Source organism: Staphylococcus sp. HMSC055A09 (genome assembly GCF_001809655.1).
GTDB lineage: Bacteria > Bacillota > Bacilli > Staphylococcales > Staphylococcaceae > Staphylococcus > Staphylococcus capitis.
On sequence record NZ_KV798351.1, the window covers coordinates 1 to 15,888 of the forward strand.

Sequence of the window (15,888 nt, forward strand, 5' to 3'; positions counted from 1 at the left end):
AGACGCAAATGAAGAAAGATGCGAGCGCTTGTCTCGAAGCAGAGGAAGGGCCTTAGCGCTGATGGTAGCCGGCTTACGTTCTAAAGTAAAATAAGTATTTTTAATACTTAATTTTACTTACTTAATGGCCAAAGCCATTAAGAACCAAAGAACCAAATGCCAGATAGTAATATACCGCAAGCTTTTTTTATTTAAGAACTAATAGAAAACAGATGAAATTGGGTCATACGAAAAAGCTTGAAAATAATACTTACAATAGTAAGATTATTTTCAAGCTTTCCTTGTACCTTTTAAATTAATAAAGAGTATAACATTTTATTTTCATTAATATATATATTTGATGGATCAAATTGATTTACGCGTTCTTTTAATTGAATGAGATCGTTATGGTGCTTAAGTTGAATACCAATGATAACAGTACCTGTTGTTTGAGAGGACTTTTTAAGATATTCAAATTTAGTAATATCATCTTGAGGACCTAGTACATCATTAACAAACTCTCTTAAAGCCCCTGGTCTTTGAGGAAAATTAAGGATGAAGTAATGTTTCATCTCTTCAAATAATAATGAACGCTCTTCAATTTCTTTCATTCTATTAATATCATTATTACCACCGCTTACAACACATACAACAGTTTTACCTTTAATTTTTGCTCTATAGTTTTCAAGAGCAGCTACACTTAAAGCGCCTGCGGGTTCAGCTACTATAGCTTGTTTAGAGTACATATCTAGTATAGTAGAACATACTGCTCCTTCATCTACTTGTACATAATCATCTACATTATGCTTAGCTATATCAAATGTAATATCTCCAACTCTGGCTACTGAAGCACCATCAACAAATTTATCAATGTGATCTAAAGTGATGACCCGTTTGTTTACGACTACAGATTCATACATACTGCAGGCGCCTGCAGGTTCAACACCAATAATTTGTGTGTTTGGGGAATAAGCCTTGAAATATGTGCTAATACCAGATATTAAGCCTCCACCGCCTATAGCAGAAAATAAATAATCAAATTTTACTCCATCTGCTTCGGATTGTTCAATAATTTCTTTGGCAAGTGTTCCTTGGCCTGAAATTGTAAATACATTATTAAATGGATCAATAAAATTCATTTCATTTTCTTTAGTATAAGCTAAAGCTTCTTCTAAGCAATGATCAAATGTATCACCAGTTAGCACGACTTCAACATTATCGCTACCAAAAAATTGAACTTGGTTTATTTTCTGAAGAGGTGTAGTAACTGGCATAAAAATTACAGCTCTAAGATTTAATTTCTTAGCAGTGTATGCCACGCCTTGAGCATGGTTACCAGCACTAGCACAAGTGATACCTCGATTTTTAGCTTCTTCAGATAATACTGAAATAGCATTATATGCGCCTCTTAATTTGAAAGAACGAACCCACTGTAAGTCTTCTCTTTTTAAATATACTTTACAATCATATTTTTGAGAAAGATAGTGGTCAAGCTGTAATGGCGTTTCTTTCACGATATCTTTGAGGCGTAAAAAAGCTTCATCTATATCTTGTGTCGAAACGGTTGTTTTAACTGTCATAATATTCCACACCCTTAAAATGTTTTTTCATATTTTTCTATTAGATCTTCATATTGTAAAGTAATGGCAATATCATCAAGTCCATTTACTAATTTATTCTTCCATGTTTCATCTATTTTAAATTCAAAAGTTTGTTCTGAAGATGATACGGTTTGCGAAGGTAGATCTACCGTAATTTCTTCAAATTGAGCCAGATGTTCTCGTGCTTCCTTATCAAGTGTAATAGGGAGCATTGCATTCTTCGTACAATTCATATAGAAGATATCACTAAAACTACCTGCGATAATAATATTAAAACCATAGTCTTTTAAAGCCCAAGCGGCATGTTCACGACTTGAACCACACCCAAAGTTGTCTCCCGTTATTAAAATAGAAGCATCTTTATATTCTGGCTTATTAGGGTTAAATTCTGGATTATCAGAACCATCAGGTAAATAACGCCATTCATCAAAGGCGAAGGGACCAAAGCCGGTTTTTGAAATACGTTTGAGATGAACTTTGGGTATAATTTGATCTGTATCTATATTGTCGTAGAAAAGGGGAACAACTTTACCTGTGTATGTTGTAATAGGTTGAATTTCCATCTATACGACCACCTTTCTTACGTCTACAAATTTACCGTTAATAGCAGCAGCTGCTGCCATAGCAGGAGATACAAGATGGGTTCGTGCACCTTTACCTTGACGTCCTTCGAAATTACGATTACTTGTGGAAGCACAGTGCACACCTTCAGGAACTTGATCGGGATTCATACCTAAACACATTGAACAACCTGGTTCTCTCCATTCAAAACCAGCTTCTTTAAAAATGACATCTAGACCTAGTGCTTCAGCTTCCTTCTTAACTGTTCTGGAGCCAGGCACTACAATAGCTGTGATATTAGGATGAACTTTATTACCTTTAACAATATGACTTGCTTCTACTAAATCAGAGAGTCTTGCATTCGTACATGAACCTAAGAATACATAGCCTAATTCAATATCTTCGGCTTTTTGACCTGGTTTGAGTCCCATGTAGTTATAGGCACGTTCATCATTAGAATCTTTAATTTCTGGGAAAGGAGAGCTAAAATTAACTCCCATTTCTGGATTTGTTCCCCATGTCACCTGAGGTTCTAAGTTTGAAACATCTAATTCAATAACTTTATCGAAGTACGCATCCTCATCGGAATATAAAGTTTGCCACCAATCAATAGATTGATCAAAATTAGTAGCGTAAGGACGACCTTTAACATATTCAAAAGTCGTCTTATCAGGTTGCATCATACCGTATTTTGCGCCTGCTTCAATTGCCATATTACAAATTGTCATTCGAGCTTCCATAGACAAACTCTTAATCGTTTCTCCTGTAAATTCAAGGGCATATCCTGTACCAAAATCAACGCCATATTGGTTAATTAAATAGAGTATTATATCCTTGGCATAAACGCCGGTAGGTAATTTACCATTTATATCGATTTTTAAATTCTTAGGTTTAGTTTGCCAAAGTGTTTGAGCAGCAAAGACATGTTCAACTTCACTTGTACCAATTCCAAATGCGATTGCACCAAAAGCACCATGTGTCGCGGTGTGAGAATCGCCACAAACAATTGTCTTTCCTGGTTGAGTTAAACCTGTTTCAGGTCCTACCATATGAACGATACCTTGTTCATCAGATCCCATATCAAAGATATGGACGCCAAAGTCTTTGGCATTCTTTTGTAGGGTAGTAATCTGTTTATTTGCTATTTCATCTTTTATGTTAAAAATGTCGATAGTCGGTACATTATGGTCTAAAGTAGCAAACGTGAGATCAGGTCTTCTTAATGAACGATTCTGAATTCTGAGTCCCTCAAAAGCTTGAGGAGAAGTAACTTCATGTATGAGATGTAGGTCTATATATAATAATTGTGGTTCACCTTCATTCCCATGTAGAACATGTTTATTCCATACTTTATCGAATAGTGTTCGTCCCATAATACTTCTCCTCCCTTTTATAAATAATTATTCTTTAGTAGTTTAAATATTTCAGAAGTTTTGTAACTTCCACCTAAATCTGCTGTAGTATGGCCAGACTTAATGAGTTTAAATACATGTTTTTCAAGTTCTATTGCGGCTTGTTCTTGATTTAGACTTTCTTTTAAACAAAGTGCCAAAGATAGCACCATACCAAATGGATTAGCTTTATCTTGGTTAGCGATATCAGGTGCCGAGCCATGAATAGGCTCATATAATCGTGTCCCTTGTTCCCCAAAACTTGCGGAAGGGGATAAACCAAGTGAGCCTGGTATTACTGATGCTTCATCACTCAAAATGTCTCCAAATAAATTTTCGGTAACAATAACATCAAATTGAGTAGGGTGTGTGATTAAATGCATGCTACAGGCATCTACTAACAAGTGGTTGACTTCAACATCTGGATAATCCGCTTTAACTTCATTCACCACTTGACGCCAAAGTTTACTTGAAGATAATACATTTTCTTTATCAACGGATGTTAGTTTTTTTCTTCTATTTTGAGCTAAATTAAATGCAACTCTAACGATTCTCTCTATTTCTTCACGAGTATAAGTAAGTGAATCTAGAGCTGAATGATTATCATAGTGACTTGGTTCACCAAAATAAATACCGCTAGTTAGTTCTCTGACAATCACTAAATCAGTACCTTCAACTCGCTCTTGTTTTAATGGAGATAAATGACTGGTACCCTCACTTACAATGGTTGGACGTATATTTACATATAAATTTAAAGCCTTTCTAAGTTTTAATAGCCCATGTTCTGGACGATTTTTAGGATTTGACCATTTGGGACCACCAATTGCACCAAGTAAAATGGCATCTGAACATTTACATGCTTCTAATGTTTCATCAGTAAGAGGTGTACCATAGTTATCGATTGCCGCACCTCCAAAATGATGATGTTCTATTTGATACTGGAAGTCATATTTATGACTGATTAGTTCGAGAAGCTCTAATGTACCATTTATAATTTCTGGTCCTATACCATCGCCAGGTAAAGCTACGATTTTGTAACTCATGAATGAATACCTTCTTTCTTTTGTGTTTCAGAAATATATTTCGCATGAGCTTCTATATAGGCTTTACAAGAAGCCTGTAAAATATCATGATCAATTCCTATACCGTTGACTGGTGTACCTTCGATGATTAAACTAACGTGAACTTCTGCTTGCGCATCTGCACCTTCAGTGATTGAGTCAATCCTATAATCGATAAGTTCTGTCTTTCTTTGGAAAATACGATCAACAGCATTATATATAGATACGATTGAACCTGTTCCAATACTTGAATCTTGATAAGTTTTTCCATTTTTATCTTTAATCACGACCACAGCACTTTGTAGCCCTTTAGATACATATTGCAGTTGTAAATTTTCTAATTGATAAATCGCTCGTTGCTCATGCTCAGATCCTTGAATGATTGCATGGATGTCGCGATCAGAAACTGATTTTTTCTTATCAGCAACTTCTTTAAATTGTTTAAATAAGTTGATTTGATCCTCAGTGCTAATGTCATAGCCTAATGATTTTAGTTTCTCAGCAAAAGCATGCTTTCCAGACAATTTACCAAGAGGTAATTCAGTTGTACTTACTCCGACTAATTGAGGCGTCATAATTTCATATGTTTCACGATGTTTGAGTACACCATCTTGATGTATCCCCGATTCATGACTAAACGCATTTTGACCGACGATTGCTTTGTTTTTTGGAACTCGAATTCCTGCGTATCGTGATATGAGGTCTGATGTTTTCTTAGTTTCATCAAGTTTAATTTGGGATTCAATACCATAATGATCACGTCGAACATAAAGTGCTAATGCAACTTCTTCAAGCGCAGCATTACCCGCACGTTCACCAATTCCATTCACAGTACCTTCGATGCGTCGTGCACCACCTTCAATGGCTGCCAGACTATTAGATACAGCCATACCCAGGTCATCATGACAATGGGCACTGAAAACGATTGATTGTTCAGAATGGATGGATTTGGTTAATGTTTTGAAAATTTGTTCATATTCTGTAGGATAACTGAATCCTACAGTATCTGGGATGTTAATAATGGTAGCGCCAGCATCAATAGCAGTTTGCACACAATCAATTAAGAACGGAATTTCGGTTCTAGTCGCATCTTCAGGGGAAAATTGTACTACTTCAAAAAATTGTTTAGCGTATGATACATGTTCTTTGATAGATGCTAATACTTCCTCTTGAGACATTTTTAATTTATGCTCTAAATGAATAGGGGATGTTGCAATAAACACATGTACTTGCGGTTTAGCAGCTAACTTTGTTGATTCATATACAGCGTCTATATCTGACTTTTTACATCTAGCTAAGCCACAAACTGCTGTAGTAGTTAATGCCTTTGCAATTGATTCAACTGATTTAAAACTTCCAGAGCTTGAAGCGGGGAATCCAGCTTCTATGACATCGACTCCCCATTTTTCTAATTGCTTAGCAATTTTCAATCTTTCGTCAAAGGTAAAGTTGACTCCCGGTGTTTGTTCTCCGTCTCTTAGTGTTGTATCAAAAATTTGAATATGGCTTTCCATTTTTAACATCTCCTTATTATTTTTGAATACTTTTAGCTTTAATAAATGGCATCATTTTTCTTAATTCACGACCAACCGCTTCGATTTCATGACCATGTTGTTGTTCACGTAATTGGTAAAATTCTTTAAAGCCATTTTCATTATCTTTAACAAAACGATTAGCAAAGTTACCGTTTTGAATATCTTCTAATACAGTTTTCATGTTGTTTTTAACTTCTGGAGTGATAACACGTGGTCCAGATACATAATCACCAAATTCAGCTGTATTTGAAATAGAGTAGCGAACGTTTTCCATACCGCCTTCGTACATTAAATCAACGATTAATTTCATTTCATGTAATACTTCGAAGTATGCTAATTCTTTTTGATATCCAGCTTCTACTAGAGTTTCAAAACCACTTTGAATTAATTTATGGATACCCCCGCAAAGTACAGCTTGTTCACCGAATAAATCAGTTTCAGTTTCTTCTTTGAATGAAGTTTCAATAACACCAGCACGTGTTGCGCCAATACCTTTGGCATAACTTAGTGCGATATCACGTGCATGACCTGAAGCATCTTGTTGTACACCGAATAATGCTGGTACAGCAGTACCTTCTACAAAGGTACGTCTTACTAAATGACCAGGACCTTTAGGTGCTACTAAGAATACATCTACATCAGCAGGGGGTTGAATAACTCCAAAGTGAATGTTAAATCCGTGCGCAAAAGCTAATGCATTGCCTGCTTCTAAGTTAGGTTCAATTTCATTTTTATATACATTACCTTGGATTTCATCAGGTAATAAAATCATTACTACATCTGCTTGTTTAGTAGCCTCATTCACTGGATAAACATCAAATCCATCTTCTTTAGCTCTATCGAAAGAATGACCAGGTCGAATACCAACGACTACATCATAACCATTGTCTTTTAAATTTTGAGCGTGTGCATGTCCTTGTGAACCGTAACCAATTACTGCAATTTTTTTACCTTGTAAAGCATCTTTTTCAACTGATTGATCATAATAAACTTTTGTCATAGTGAATTCCTCCAATTACTTCCTAAAAATTCTTAATTTTCAAAATATTTATGTTATAAAAATATGTAAGATGATAGTTATGTCTCAATCATCAATTTTTTTACATCGCTAGCGCATCAAACAATTTTTTAAACACTCGTAACACTTAATACATTGATTTGTTGTTCTAACTTTTTTAATACAATATTGAAAGCAGCTTCGTCTTCAATATGTACTTTCAGTTCTAGATTAGAAATACCTTCATTATCTGACCTCTTAACATGCAGCTCATCAATGTTACATTGTAATCGAACAAATGCACTTGTAATACGATGTAATGTACTCACTTGGTCGGCGACCACAAATTGAATTGTACGTTTCATTATAATCCCTCCATCTCGTGATTAGATTTACCACTAGGTACCATAGGATTGACAGGTTCTACAGGAGAGATGCGAACTTCAATTAATGCTGGACCATTATGATTGAAAGCTGCATCGATTTGTGATTCAAGTTTGTCCGGTGAATCAATTAGATATCCATTGATACCATATGCTTCAGCCATTTTAATAAAATCAGGTTGATCATTAAATACTGAATGAGAGAAGCGCTGGTTAAAGAATTTGTCTTGCCATTGTTTAACCATACCTAACGTACCATTATTGATTAACACTATTTTCACGTTCAGGTTGTATTCAGGCAATAGCGCCATTTCTTGATTAGTCATTTGGAAACCACCATCTCCGACGAAGCATACGACAGTTTTATCAGGGGAAGCGAGTTGTGCACCAATCGCAGAAGGAATACCAAATCCCATCGTACCTAATCCGCCACTAGTTACCCATTGACCATGGTCTTTGAAAGGGTAGAACTGAGCAGCCCACATTTGATGTTGACCTACATCAGTAGTGACGATTGCATCGCCATTTGTAATTTTTCCGATGTATTCAATTGCCTTTTGAGGTTTACTAAATGTATCATCTTCATTTTTATCGTATTTAAATGGATGTTTTTGCTTATTCTGTTTACAATAATGAATCCATTCTTCATGATGAGCTGTTGTGACATTCTCAGAAGATAAAGCTTCTAAAACGAGTTTACAATCGGCAACAATACCTAAATCTGTTTGAATGACTTTATTGATTTCTGAAGGATCAATGTCTACGTGAACTATCTTAGCGTTTGGTGCAAATGCATCAGGTTTGCTAGCTAGTCGGTCATCAAAACGACTACCTAAATTAATGAGTAAATCACATTCAGTGAGTGCCATATTACTTGCATATGAACCATGCATGCCTCCCATTCCTAAGAACAGGGGATGTTCGTAAGGTATTGCACCAAGACCTAATAGTGTGGTTACGGTAGGGATTTGATGTTTAGTGACAAATTCTGTTAATAATTGATTTGATTTAGAATGATTGATACCTGAACCTGCGAGAATAATAGGCTTTTTAGATTTACTAATATATGAAACTAATGTCTTAATGTCTATATCTTCTGGTTCACTTTTAACTTGATAATGAGGCAAATTGATTTCATTTGATAAACCAACGTTTGTTGATGAAATTCCCATGTCTTTCGGGAAATCAATGACGACAGGACCTTTTCTTCCTGAATTAGCCACATGAAATGCTTCATGAACTATTTTTGGAATATCCTCAACATTTTTAATTTGATAATTTTGTTTAGTAATTGGTGTTGTCATAGAAAGTAAATCTGCTTCTTGGAAAGCGTCTTTTCCTATTCCTGGTGTTGCTACTTGACCTGTAAAAACGACTAAAGGTAAAGAATCACTATGTGCATCTGTGATACCAGTAATTGCATTTGTAGCTCCTGGGCCACTAGTGACAACAACTACACCAGTTTTACCTGAGACACGTGCATATCCTTCTGCGGCATGGGTTGCACCTTGTTCATGTCTTGCTAAGATATGCTTGATTTGCCCATCATAAAATGTGTCATAAAGTGGCAATACAGCACCGCCTGGGTAACCAAAAATAAAATCAACGTCCTCATGTTGTAAAGCTTCGACTAAAAGTTGAGAACCACTACGCATTTGATTAACAGTTTGTTGTTGAAGATATTCTGGTTCTTGTGATTCAGAAACATTAAATGTATCAGTATTTTCTTTACTAATCGCGGTTACCGTTGTAAAAGAGGGGCTTTCTTTTTGATTAGACATCGTAATCATCTCCTAATTAAATAAGGTTTTCTGGAACTTGCATAATACCACCTGTATTAGCACTTGTGACTAAAGAGGTGTATCTAGCCAGATATCCTGTTTTTACTTTTGCTTTAAATGGTTGTAGCTCTTCACGTCTGCGATAAAGTTCTTCTTGTGGCTGGTCAACATCTAACTTTCTATTTGTTAAATCAATTGTAATTTCATCTCCATCTCTAATTAATCCGATAGGGCCACCAGATGCTGCTTCTGGGGAAATGTGTCCCACAGCAATACCTCTTGTAGCACCTGAAAATCTACCATCAGTAATTAAAGCCACATCTTTTCCTAATCCTCGGCCAACAATAGAGGAAGTAGGAGCTAACATTTCAGGCATTCCCGGACCGCCTTTAGGACCTTCATAGCGAATAACTACAACATGACCTTCACGTACAGTATGATTGTCAATTGCTTCAACAGCTTCATCATGAGAGTTAAAACAAATAGCTTTCCCTTTAAAGACTTTAATAGAGGGATCTACACCACCTACTTTAATCACTGCACCTTTGGGAGCTATATTACCGAAAAGTACTGAAAGTCCACCTTCGTGATCATAGGGACTATCGAGAGGATGTATAACATCGAAGTTTGAAATTTCCTTTCCTTTATTATTTTCTTTTAATGTTTTACCAGTGACTGTAATTCTTTCTGGGTGTAACGTACCATCTTTTTTCATTAACTCATTGATAATAGCTGGAACACCACCAGCTTCATGTACATCGTGCATAGAGTAAGAAGAGCTAGGGGCGATTTTTGAAAGGTAGGGTGTTCTTTTCGCAATTTCATTAATACGTTCTAAGTCATAATCAATGCCTGCTTCATTTGCGATTGCTAATGTATGCAACACAGTATTAGTTGAGCCGCCCATTGCCATGTCTAATGCAAAAGCATCATCAATTGCCTCTCGTGTAACGATGTCTCTTGGTTTTATATCATTTTTAATATTATCTACTAATCGAAAAGCAGCTTGACGAATCATTTCACGACGTTGGTCACTAACTGCTAAAGCTGTTCCATTGTAAGGTAAGGCGAGTCCTAAAACCTCCATCAAACAGTTCATAGAATTTGCTGTGAACATACCAGCACATGAACCACAAGTAGGGCAGGCATTTTGCTCCATATCTAAAAATTCTTCTTTAGAAATAGACCCCTCTTTAAAAGCGCCGACTGCTTCAAACATTGAAGATAAAGTAAGTGCTTTACCGTGAGCAGATAGACCAGCTTTCATTGGGCCACCTGAACAAAAAATTGCAGGGACATTTGTACGTACCGCAGCGAGTATCATGCCCGGAGTGATTTTATCGCAGTTAGGAATATAAAACACACCATCGAACCAATGTGCATTAATTACTGTTTCAGCTGCATCTGCAATAATTTCTCTCGAAGGTAATGAATATCTCATTCCAATGTGTCCCATTGCGATGCCATCATCTACACCAATCGTATTAAATTCGAAAGGGATTGCACCCGCTTCACGAATAGCTTCTTTCGCGATATCAGCAAGTTCACTTAAGTGAACATGTCCTGGTACGATATCGATATAAGAATTACAAATTGCCACAAAAGGCTTATTCATATCTGTAGGTTTTTGAAGAGCGCCCGTCGCATGTAAAAGACTTCTTGCTGGAGCCTGTTGATCTCCTTTTTTGATCATGTCGCTTCGCATATTTGATTCCCCCGTATGAGTATTAAGAACAATAAAAAACGTCCCAATAATAATTGGGACGTTTGAAAGTCCCATTCAACTAGAAATAGGACTTAAACATTTAGTAGTTCAACTAACTAAAGTTCGAGTCCTAACGAGTATAATAAAATGATAATAATGTTTTGAGTTGTCGGTAGATAATGTGATGTATGATAAGTCATTTTATTATACTCCTTTCGTTGAATGGTAAAGTATTCTCAATAATTTGAATTGTCTTAAAATTTGATAAACTTAATTTACTACATGTGAAATAGCGTGTCAATAAAAATATAGAATTTTCTAACAATTATTTTAAGGATGTTTCTAGAATTTTCACAAAGAAATTTATAATAAAATTTGTTACAATGAATGAGTTAATAAAGGACGAAATAATAATGTATCTTCGTAAATAGGAGAATGAATGTTGATTACTATACACAATTTAGATGAGATGAAAGAATTTGCTGATGTTTTAGTGAAAAATTTAAAATCAGGAGATTTAATTTTATTGAACGGCGATTTAGGTGCTGGTAAAACGACTTTAACACAGTTTATAGGAAAAGCTTTAGGTGTGAAACGAACTATTAATTCACCAACATTTAATATTATTAAATCTTATAAAGGGAATGAACTCAAACTTCATCATATGGATTGCTATCGTTTGGAAGACCATGAAGAAGATTTAGGATTTGAGGAATATTTCGAAGACCATGCTGTTACGGTCGTTGAATGGAGTCAGTTTATTTCTGATTTATTACCTTATCAACATTTGACAATCAACATTAATGTTATAAATGAAAATGAACGTACAATAATGATTGAAGCACAAGGTGCACATTACGAAATGTTAAGGGAGGTTGTTATCAATGAATTATCTGCTCATTGATACATCTAATCAGCCGTTATCAGTTGCACTCATGCAGGATGAAAAAGTGTTAATTGAACAAACTACAAATATTAAACAAAATCATTCAGTTCAATTGATGCCTGAGATTCAAAAGTTATTTGAACAGTCTCTAGTTGATAAACAAGAAATCACAGACATAGTTGTTGCAGAAGGACCGGGTTCATACACAGGTTTAAGAATCGGTGTGACTGTGGCTAAAACGTTAGCTTACGCTTTACAAACTCGATTATATGGTGTGTCATCACTTAAAGCTCTTGCTGCAACTATTAAAGATGAGCATAGATTATTAGTACCTATCTTTGACGCAAGAAGAGAAGCGGTTTATACAGGTGTTTATCAATACGTTAATGGTGAATTAACTACAATCATTGAGGATGGATATTTATCAATTAATGATTTAAAAGATAAACTTCATGCGCTAAATCAAGAATATGTTTTTATTGGGTTTAATTTAGAAAATATAAAGCATTTATTAGATAGCGAAGTGATTGAAAGTTTACCTAAAGCTTCAGTTATGAAATCCTTAATTCAACAACCTGAAAATATCCATTCATTTACACCGAAATATCATAAATTATCAGAGGCGGAAAGAAATTGGTTAGACCAACAGAAGAACAATTAAATATTAGGAAAATGAGTGTTGAAGATGTTCCTCAAGTCTTTGATATAGAGCGCGAAAGCTTCAATGATAGTTCATGGACGATTGATGCCTTTTATCATGAAATAGAACAGAATCAATTTGCAACATATTTTGTAATTGAATATGATGATAAAATTATTGGATATTTAGGTATGTGGATTGTTATAGATCAAGCTCAAATTACAACAGTCGCCATTAAAAAACAGTATAGAGGGTACGGACTAGGTCAATTATTACTTAAATATGTTAAAAATTACGCAAGTCATACCTGTGAAGTAATGAGTTTAGAAGTTCATTTAGATAATGTAGTGGCGCAACATGTATATCAGAATTTAGGATTTGAATATGGTGGAAAAAGAAAAAATTATTATGGTGAAGGTGAGGATGCACTAGTGATGTGGGTGAATTTAAAATGACACAACAAACTTTAATTCTAGGGATGGAAACCAGTTGTGATGAAACAAGTGTAAGTGTGATTAGAAATGGTCAAGAAATACTTTCTAATACAGTATTAAGTCAAATTGATAGTCATAAACGATTTGGTGGAGTTGTTCCTGAAGTCGCAAGTAGACATCATGTTGAAGGTGTAACAGCTACGATTGAAGAGGCACTTGACTCAGCAAACGTGACTATGCACGAGATTGATGCTATAGCAGTGACGCAAGGTCCAGGATTAATAGGTGCATTATTAATAGGAATAAATGCTGCAAAGACGCTCGCTTTCGCTTATGATAAACCTATTATTCCTGTTCACCATATTGCTGGCCATATTTATGCAAATCATTTAGAGCAACCACTTACATTTCCATTAATGGCTTTAATCGTTTCCGGTGGTCATACAGAGTTAGTCTATATGAAAGATCACCTGAATTTTGAAGTTATTGGTGAGACGAGAGATGATGCTGTTGGAGAAGCTTATGATAAAGTGGCTCGTACGATTAACTTACCTTATCCTGGAGGACCACAAATCGATCAGCTAGCTACTCAAGGTCAAGATGTTTATGATTTTCCAAGGGTTTGGCTTGAAAAGGATAGCTACGATTTTAGCTTCAGTGGATTAAAAAGTGCAGTCATTAATAAATTGCATAATCTAAGACAAAAAAATGAAGAAATTGTAGAAGAAAATGTTGCTACAAGTTTTCAAAACAGCGTTGTTGAAGTATTAACTTATAAAGCTATTCATGCTTGTAAATCTTATGACGTTAAACGACTTATTGTGGCAGGGGGTGTAGCAAGCAATAAAGGATTAAGAACATCACTCAAAGAAGCTTGTGATAATGAAGGCATTACTTTAACGATCCCAAGTCCATCCTTATGTACAGACAATGCTGCAATGATTGGAGCTGCGGGTCATTATCTTTATCAGGCTGGATTACGAGGTGATTTAGCTTTAAACGGTGAAAATAATATAGACATAGAAGATTTTACGATGAGTAAATAAACAAAAGAGCACTATAAAACGTATAAACTTAACTGTTAATATTACGTTATATAGTGCTTTTATTATTGTATAAATATTTCAATAGTTATTACTGTCAAAAGTCAACTTATTCATCTACTTGTGTTTTAGCGCGGTGATAAATATCATCTGGAAAATGAGTAATTCTAAGCAATTCAATCGCATTGCGCGTATTTGCTTTGCCTGGTTTGATTTTATAGTCAAAATAAATTTCATTGTTTTGAATAGACTCATTAAAGTGATAATTATGGTAATCCTTTTCTAATAGGGTGGACAATTCAATATCATGCGTAGCTGCAACAACTTGATAATTTGGCAGTTCATTTAAATAGCTGAGTACTGATTCAGAAGCAGCAATACGTTCAGTTGTATTAGTTCCTTTAAAAATCTCATCTATGAAACAGTAAATTTTAGCTTGTGTATGAATATTAAAAAGTCGTCTAATTGACTTTAATTCAGCCATAAAATAGCTGTCCCCTGAGAGTACATCATCTGCGTTAGCCATTGAAGTAAAAACGTAACCTGGTTGGTAGTTAAATGATTCAGCAGTAGCAATATTAAGGGATTGAGCCATAATAACATTCAGTGCTACAGCCTTCATGAAAGTCGATTTACCAGAAGCGTTCGAACCTGTAAGTAGAAGGTTGGTATCCAAGTTTAAATCATTAGGAACGGCCACTTCTTCATCTATTAGTGGATGAATTAAACTTTGAAAATGCATACCCTCCATGTATTGATCAGCATGAGGTATACAATAATGAGTTAACGTACGTCTATACATAGCTAAAGAGTAGTGATTATCTAGTGTACTAATATAGTCGTAACATTCTTCGACTTCATTTTGATATTTAAAATAACTATGTTGTATTAGATGAAATAAAACATAATCAACCATAAACATTAATTTGACAAGCATTATCGTACTGCCTACAACATCATTGGATTCTAATTGAGCTAGCAATCCACTAAAACGTCGAGAATTTTTAAAGTGATTAAAATTAATATTTATGTCAGGTGTTCCCTCTATCTTAGACAAAGCCTTACATTGTTTGATTACATTAGCAGTATAAAAGATTGATTTTAAATCCTGTTCATAAATTTTCTTTAAATTTAAAGAAAGCACAATATTTAAGAAGAAGCTTCCAATAAATAAAAAGACTCCTATTTCTGGTGAAATAAATATAGATAAAAATGCAATTAAAGGTAATAAAGGACAAAACATTAAGAGATTGTTCTTAGGAATTGGTGTTAATTGATCTGGGAATAATGGGTATACAGTTTTGCCTATTTTAGAAAGTATGTAAGATACATTTAAACGAAAAGATTTATCCTCGCTATAACGCTTGATGAGTGATTGATTTTCAATCGAGAACATTCCTCTTAATGTAGCATATAATTTCATTTCTCCAATAGCGGTAAAATTAAAGTTTATTTTATGAAATAGAGCTTCAATATTTAAATCTGACCAAGTTTTATCATCTATAAGAGGATGTTGTTCAGTGTAATTATCCTTATACTCTTGGTATTGAGCATCAAACCTAGAATTAGGCCTTATAAATGTCTCTAATTTAGCTTTCCTATCCCAAAGCGTATTAATTTTAGCGATTGTTTTTCTCCTTTCGATAAATGAAACGGTGATATTTACAATCGCTATTAAAATAATAAAGATAAGAACGATGAGTCCAAACGTCTGATTATTAGTCATAAATGTCTCCTCAATATAGTTATAGTTAAATTATTTCATAAATAAATTTTAGACTCAAATCTTCATACTAAATATAAGATGTCAATAGGGAACGTGCGTACTTATCAACAAAATGTGTGTAAACTGTGGATAAACACTGTTGAAAAGTGTGGATATTACCGTGTA

General features: G+C 34.7%; 14 protein-coding genes. 4 read left to right on the forward strand and 10 right to left on the reverse strand.

Going from position 1 to position 15,888, the window contains the following annotated elements:
* Nucleotides 1-290 precede the first annotated feature (290 nt).
* The 9 genes from ilvA to ilvD form a co-directional block, all read right to left on the reverse strand.
* A complete protein-coding gene (ilvA, locus tag HMPREF2642_RS01050; RefSeq protein ID WP_023349990.1) occupies nucleotides 291-1,559 on the reverse strand; it encodes a threonine ammonia-lyase IlvA in 1,269 nt (422 codons plus the stop codon).
* Nucleotides 1,560-1,573: 14 nt separating this feature from the next.
* Nucleotides 1,574-2,143: a 3-isopropylmalate dehydratase small subunit gene (gene leuD / locus HMPREF2642_RS01055; RefSeq protein ID WP_002436916.1), complete on the reverse strand. Its 570-nt coding sequence runs from the start codon at nucleotides 2,141-2,143 to the stop codon at nucleotides 1,574-1,576.
* Entirely contained in the window at nucleotides 2,144-3,514 is a 1,371-nt protein-coding gene (leuC, locus tag HMPREF2642_RS01060; protein ID WP_070597546.1) for a 3-isopropylmalate dehydratase large subunit, read from the reverse strand.
* Between the two features lie 17 nt (nucleotides 3,515-3,531).
* The gene (leuB, locus tag HMPREF2642_RS01065; protein WP_070597548.1) at nucleotides 3,532-4,575 is read right to left on the reverse strand and encodes a 3-isopropylmalate dehydrogenase; all 1,044 of its coding nucleotides are present in this window, start codon (nucleotides 4,573-4,575) and stop codon (nucleotides 3,532-3,534) included.
* The gene (locus HMPREF2642_RS01070) at nucleotides 4,572-6,107 is read right to left on the reverse strand and encodes a 2-isopropylmalate synthase (RefSeq protein WP_070597549.1); all 1,536 of its coding nucleotides are present in this window, start codon (nucleotides 6,105-6,107) and stop codon (nucleotides 4,572-4,574) included. The genes leuB and HMPREF2642_RS01070 overlap by 4 nt, the downstream gene beginning before the upstream one ends.
* 16 nt (nucleotides 6,108-6,123) lie before the next feature.
* Complete coding sequence (gene ilvC, locus HMPREF2642_RS01075) at nucleotides 6,124-7,128, reverse strand: ketol-acid reductoisomerase (protein ID WP_049428083.1); 1,005 nt, start codon at nucleotides 7,126-7,128, stop codon at nucleotides 6,124-6,126.
* Between the two features lie 128 nt (nucleotides 7,129-7,256).
* On the reverse strand, nucleotides 7,257-7,490 hold the full coding sequence (locus tag HMPREF2642_RS01080; protein WP_002436904.1) for an ACT domain-containing protein: 234 nt from the start codon (nucleotides 7,488-7,490) through the stop codon (nucleotides 7,257-7,259).
* Nucleotides 7,490-9,163: a biosynthetic-type acetolactate synthase large subunit gene (ilvB, locus tag HMPREF2642_RS01085; protein WP_227489937.1), complete on the reverse strand. Its 1,674-nt coding sequence runs from the start codon at nucleotides 9,161-9,163 to the stop codon at nucleotides 7,490-7,492. Before ilvB ends, HMPREF2642_RS01080 begins: the two co-directional genes overlap by 1 nt.
* A gap of 142 nt (nucleotides 9,164-9,305) precedes the next feature.
* Entirely contained in the window at nucleotides 9,306-10,994 is a 1,689-nt protein-coding gene (ilvD, locus tag HMPREF2642_RS01090; protein WP_070597551.1) for a dihydroxy-acid dehydratase, read from the reverse strand.
* A 442-nt stretch (nucleotides 10,995-11,436) separates the two neighbouring features.
* On the opposite strand from ilvD, the gene tsaE reads away from it, so the two are divergent.
* The 4 genes from tsaE to tsaD are packed head-to-tail and all read left to right on the forward strand — an operon-like array spanning nucleotide 11,437 to nucleotide 14,000.
* Entirely contained in the window at nucleotides 11,437-11,898 is a 462-nt protein-coding gene (tsaE, locus tag HMPREF2642_RS01095; RefSeq protein WP_168997727.1) for a tRNA (adenosine(37)-N6)-threonylcarbamoyltransferase complex ATPase subunit type 1 TsaE, read from the forward strand.
* A complete protein-coding gene (gene tsaB, locus HMPREF2642_RS01100; protein WP_070597554.1) occupies nucleotides 11,879-12,541 on the forward strand; it encodes a tRNA (adenosine(37)-N6)-threonylcarbamoyltransferase complex dimerization subunit type 1 TsaB in 663 nt (220 codons plus the stop codon). The genes tsaE and tsaB overlap by 20 nt, the downstream gene beginning before the upstream one ends.
* Nucleotides 12,514-12,975: a ribosomal protein S18-alanine N-acetyltransferase gene (gene rimI, locus HMPREF2642_RS01105; protein WP_049428088.1), complete on the forward strand. Its 462-nt coding sequence runs from the start codon at nucleotides 12,514-12,516 to the stop codon at nucleotides 12,973-12,975. Before tsaB ends, rimI begins: the two co-directional genes overlap by 28 nt.
* Entirely contained in the window at nucleotides 12,972-14,000 is a 1,029-nt protein-coding gene (tsaD, locus tag HMPREF2642_RS01110; RefSeq protein WP_049428163.1) for a tRNA (adenosine(37)-N6)-threonylcarbamoyltransferase complex transferase subunit TsaD, read from the forward strand. Before rimI ends, tsaD begins: the two co-directional genes overlap by 4 nt.
* Nucleotides 14,001-14,106: 106 nt before the next feature.
* Here tsaD and HMPREF2642_RS01115 read toward each other — a convergent pair whose 3' ends face one another.
* Nucleotides 14,107-15,723, reverse strand: a complete 1,617-nt coding sequence (locus tag HMPREF2642_RS01115) for a MutS-related protein (protein ID WP_070597556.1) — start codon at nucleotides 15,721-15,723, stop codon at nucleotides 14,107-14,109.
* Nucleotides 15,724-15,888: the final 165 nt, after the last annotated feature.

Excerpts from the sequence above, each read along its gene's own strand:
- ilvA (WP_023349990.1), bottom strand. The coding sequence starts at position 1,559 with ATGACAGTTAAAACAACCGTTTCGACACAAGATATAGATGAAGCTTTT.
- leuD (WP_002436916.1), bottom strand. The coding sequence starts at position 2,143 with ATGGAAATTCAACCTATTACAACATACACAGGTAAAGTTGTTCCCCTT.
- leuC (WP_070597546.1), bottom strand. The coding sequence starts at position 3,514 with ATGGGACGAACACTATTCGATAAAGTATGGAATAAACATGTTCTACAT.
- leuB (WP_070597548.1), bottom strand. The coding sequence starts at position 4,575 with ATGAGTTACAAAATCGTAGCTTTACCTGGCGATGGTATAGGACCAGAA.
- HMPREF2642_RS01070 (WP_070597549.1), bottom strand. The coding sequence starts at position 6,107 with ATGGAAAGCCATATTCAAATTTTTGATACAACACTAAGAGACGGAGAA.
- ilvC (WP_049428083.1), bottom strand. The coding sequence starts at position 7,128 with ATGACAAAAGTTTATTATGATCAATCAGTTGAAAAAGATGCTTTACAA.
- HMPREF2642_RS01080 (WP_002436904.1), bottom strand. The coding sequence starts at position 7,490 with ATGAAACGTACAATTCAATTTGTGGTCGCCGACCAAGTGAGTACATTA.
- ilvB (WP_227489937.1), bottom strand. The coding sequence starts at position 9,163 with ATGCGTAGTGGTTCTCAACTTTTAGTCGAAGCTTTACAACATGAGGAC.
- ilvD (WP_070597551.1), bottom strand. The coding sequence starts at position 10,994 with ATGCGAAGCGACATGATCAAAAAAGGAGATCAACAGGCTCCAGCAAGA.
- tsaB (WP_070597554.1), top strand. The coding sequence starts at position 11,879 with ATGAATTATCTGCTCATTGATACATCTAATCAGCCGTTATCAGTTGCA.
- tsaD (WP_049428163.1), top strand. The coding sequence starts at position 12,972 with ATGACACAACAAACTTTAATTCTAGGGATGGAAACCAGTTGTGATGAA.
- HMPREF2642_RS01115 (WP_070597556.1), bottom strand. The coding sequence starts at position 15,723 with ATGACTAATAATCAGACGTTTGGACTCATCGTTCTTATCTTTATTATT.